General features: G+C 51.4%; 3 protein-coding genes. 2 read left to right on the forward strand and 1 reads right to left on the reverse strand.

The annotated features are described in order from the left end of the window. The first annotated feature begins 135 nt into the window (after positions 1–135). Entirely contained in the window at positions 136–531 is a 396-nt protein-coding gene (crcB, locus tag NZ772_15200; GenBank protein ID MCS6814901.1) for a fluoride efflux transporter CrcB, read from the forward strand. 63 nt (positions 532–594) lie between these two features. After that, entirely contained in the window at positions 595–1794 is a 1200-nt protein-coding gene (locus NZ772_15205) for a glycosyltransferase (protein ID MCS6814902.1), read from the forward strand. Here NZ772_15205 and NZ772_15210 read toward each other — a convergent pair. Beyond that, on the reverse strand, positions 1711–3492 hold the full coding sequence (locus NZ772_15210) for a glycosyltransferase family 39 protein (GenBank protein ID MCS6814903.1): 1782 nt from the start codon (positions 3490–3492) through the stop codon (positions 1711–1713). The genes NZ772_15205 and NZ772_15210 overlap by 84 nt on opposite strands. Positions 3493–4007 lie beyond the last annotated feature (515 nt).

Consider the following 4007-nt stretch of genomic DNA (forward strand, 5'->3'; position numbering starts at 1 on the left):
TAGGTGTCTATCTTCCATATACAGGATACGATCGGCAAGGTCAGACTGCGGTTGTCAAGACCAACACATCAATGAGGCAATACACATTCATCTCCTATGCTGACGCTGATTTTACCGTTTATCAATCCACTCGCTATGGAAAGTTCTGTTGCTCCACCTATTTCTCTGCCTGTATGGATTGCCCTAGGAGCCATTCCGGGTGCACTCAGCCGCTACTATCTGACACTGGTCTGCGTGCAAAAACTGGGCGGAGGGTTTCCTTTTGGCACATTGATCATCAACGTGTCTGGTGCAGTGCTGATTGGGTTCTTGACAACGTTGTGTCAGTCCATGGGGGCTGATTCGTCACTCAATGGATTTGTGATACTTGGTTTTTTAGGGTCTTACACTACGTTTTCAACCTATGCGTTAGACACGTCAAATCTGCTCAAACTAGCAAGTTATCAACAGGCGTTGCTCTATGGCCTCGGTAGTCCAGTCATGGGATTTTTAGGAGTCGAACTTGGCGTTGCTCTAGCACAACGGCTATAGCATCCCAGTTCACTAGGCATCCCTAATCGTGTATCGTTCCTGATAATGGGTTGTTAGATAGGGATGAACACAATTGGCATAGGGCTGACCCTGGTAGCTGTGGTCGTTTGGATCGGATTATTAGCACTGCGAGGTCAGTTTTGGCGGTGTGATCAGCGCTTACCAAAGACTGCTCCAGACTTGGACACATTTCCCCCTGTGCATGTGGTGATTCCTGCCCGCAATGAGGCAGACATGCTGCCCCTAACGTTGCCTTCGCTATTGCAGCAAGACTACCCTGGTCTGATGCAGATCATTCTCGTAGATGACCAAAGCAGTGATGGTACGGCGGATGTTGCTCGATCGCTAGCGAGTGGCCTTAACCAGCCGGAGCGTTTGACGATCATCACGACCACGCCATTACCTCCGGGGTGGACGGGCAAACTGTGGGCTATGGAGCAAGGGGTTCGCCAGTCTAGCCAAATGGAGCCATTACCAGACTATTGGCTGTTTACTGATGCAGATATTGAGCATGATCGGCAAAACCTACGCCGCCTTGTTGCCCATGCCCAGCACCACCAGCTAGATCTTGCCTCCTTGATGGTGCAACTGCGCTGCCAAAGTTGGTGGGAACGGTTACTGATCCCTGCCTTTGTGTTCTTCTTTCAAAAGCTGTATCCCTTCCGGTGGGTGAATGATCCCGATCGCTCCACTGCCGCTGCTGCTGGGGGTTGTATCTTGATCCGCCGAGATGCCTTGCTGCGCATTGGGGGCATCCAAGCCCTGAAGCAGGCACTAATTGATGATTGTGCCCTTGCTCAAGCTGTGAAATCTACAGGCTGTCGATCGGCAGGCACAGGTCGCCTCTGGCTAGGTTTAAGCACCACCACTCGCAGTCTACGCCCCTATCCATCCCTAGGAACTATCTGGGACATGGTTGCACGTACAGCCTTTACCCAACTGAACTATTCTCCTTGGCTATTGTTGGCAACCTTACTGGGCATGATTTTGGTGTACATCGTGGCTCCTGGGGGGGCGATCGTTGGCCTCATCACAGGTGACCTACTGTTGACCATTGTGGGCACTCTAGGCTGGTTACTGATGACGATCGCCTATTTGCCTACAGTGCGGTTATATGGCTGTCATCCACTCTGGGCCGTCTACTTACCGGGCATTGCTGGCCTATATACCCTGATAACCCTAGACTCGGCTCTGCGCCACTGGCAGGGTCGGGGTAGTGCTTGGAAGGGCCGTGTCTATCCCAAGGTGCACAGTGCTAGGTAAGGTAGCCGAGGTAACTAGTTTCCAGTTGCGAATGGTTGCGATCGTTGCATAGCGCCGATCTACATCTGCTGAGGCCCCTGGACTTACCCAGGCATATTCCCCCAGGGGCAAGTCAGCTAAGGATGCCAGCGATCGTCCCAGTCGAGGGCTGTAGAAACTGAGCAATACCCACGTTTTGTGCTCCTCTGGTTGCAGGTCTTTCACCACCACTGAAACCGGGTGTGCCTGCAACACCGAGGCTAGTTGAGAATTAGTTAATGCTGCCTTCACATCAGGATTGTAGTTACCCCATAAACCCACAATCCCTGCCCCCGCCAAGGCCAACCAAGGAGCTAACAGGAATGTTGCTAACCACCGTTGCACCTGTCTCCGATGCCAGATCCAGGGTAATGCTAGCCATCCACCCGCCAACAGCCAGACTGGCAGTGCATACCACCGGAACTCTGCCGAACCAGGAATGATCCCCAAGCTCAGGATTGCGGCTGCAACTAACAGCACGATCGCCAGACCAGCCACTCCGTAGCTTACCCCGGCTGTGATGCTTGGCGAGGCTCGGTGTGTCAGCCAACTCAATGCCACAGCAGCCCACAGGCCAATGAACGGGTACAGTTGCAGCGCATAGTAAGGCGTGCGAGTTGAGAAGACTGTCAAGGCCGCCAATAACAGCAAGGGATAGAGATAAAGAAGGGAGGAGGCAGAGGAAATGGGGAACGGGGCAAGGGGGGTAATCGCCCCTGTTGAAGTGTCATCGTCTTTTATTGCGCCAGTGACCAGTAATTGTCCATTGTTCTTTGGGGATGGATGACCTATAACCTGTGATCCATGACCAATCAAAAGTCCCACTACTGCTAACAATGCCCAGGGAAAGGCGTTGATGGGGATGTTCCAACCGTAGTAGAGGAAGCCTGCATCAGCGTGAAACTGCTGGGAACCCAGGTGAAAGAGGTGTCCAAACAATTGCTGAAAGGGTAACAGACCATACTGCTGATAGCTGAACCAAAACCACAAGCAGACAGGGATGGCACCAATTACTAACCCTAAATGGAGGCCCAAATTGGTGAAATGGCGACGGTGAGTGAGCAGGTAGGGAACTAGCGCAACGATCGGCAGCAAGATCATGATACTTTTGATTAAAAATCCCAGCCCGACGGTCATTCCAGCTAGCAATCCCCACCACGATCGTTGGCGATCGTCAGCCTCAGCTTGTAACAATGCCCAGATGCCCAGTAGTTCCAGACAGGTAAGTACAATGTCCTGCACGGCCATGCGCCCGTATTGCAGCCACAGGGAACAAAGGGGCAATATCGCTGCCCCTGTCCATGCTAAATGGGGAGTTAGCAAGCGTTTACCGATAGCATAGGTTAGAGCAACAGCTCCTAAACAGGCTGCTAAACTAGGCAACCGCGCTACACCATCACTAATGCCAGCTAGCTGATAGCAGAGGGCAATCAACCACTGAAGGCCGATCGTGCGATCGTATACAGGCTGCCCCCACCATTGCGGTGTAATCCAGTCACCTGTTTCCACAATCCATCGTGCTTGAGTTGCATACCACCCTTCATCGTGGGCCATTAGGCTTTGTTGTCCATTACTGGCCACTAGTAGTAGCCCTGTCCAGCCCATGAGCGTGAGGTATGGCCGACAGTGGTGCCAAGCATGGGGAACAGACGGTTGCAGTATGCCATTAAACTTTTGCATTTAGTGCAGAAACCATTTCCAACGATCGAAACCCTCCAGTCGTTAGCATACCAACTTGTCTACAGGTATCTACTTTTTTGTAACCCCTGTCACAGGTTGGGCATTGATTGAGAGCGCGTAGCACATTTATGGTCTTCTCAGCCATGCCTTAAAATGCTGCTTACCTTTCAGGATCGCTGCTGCGGAAAACGACCGTTGGCACATAAAACAATGCTCTACTGGATTGACATTTGAGGCGATAGCAACCCTACTAGTGAACCTATACCCTGATCTGAATGGATTGTTAACAAATGTAAAGTTTCGCCGTTTTTATTAATTTTTGTTGCAGTCTCTTGATCTCGGTGCTAACGTCAGCATTAGGACGATTCTGTTAGCAATGATCTGCTACCGTCTGATAAGGAGGCGTTGCCCTATGCATCAACTAAGGTCTGTCATCTTGTGACATCTCTGAGACTGGTAGGTGTATGACACACCTAGAGGTGACCCATTGCAAAGGTGACTCATTAGTTATGACC

Source organism: Cyanobacteriota bacterium, from assembly GCA_025054735.1.
Lineage (GTDB): Bacteria > Cyanobacteriota > Cyanobacteriia > SKYG9 > SKYG9 > SKYG9.

Excerpts from the sequence above, each read along its gene's own strand:
- crcB (MCS6814901.1), top strand. The coding sequence starts at position 136 with ATGGAAAGTTCTGTTGCTCCACCTATTTCTCTGCCTGTATGGATTGCC.
- NZ772_15205 (MCS6814902.1), top strand. The coding sequence starts at position 595 with ATGAACACAATTGGCATAGGGCTGACCCTGGTAGCTGTGGTCGTTTGG.
- NZ772_15210 (MCS6814903.1), bottom strand. The coding sequence starts at position 3,492 with ATGCAAAAGTTTAATGGCATACTGCAACCGTCTGTTCCCCATGCTTGG.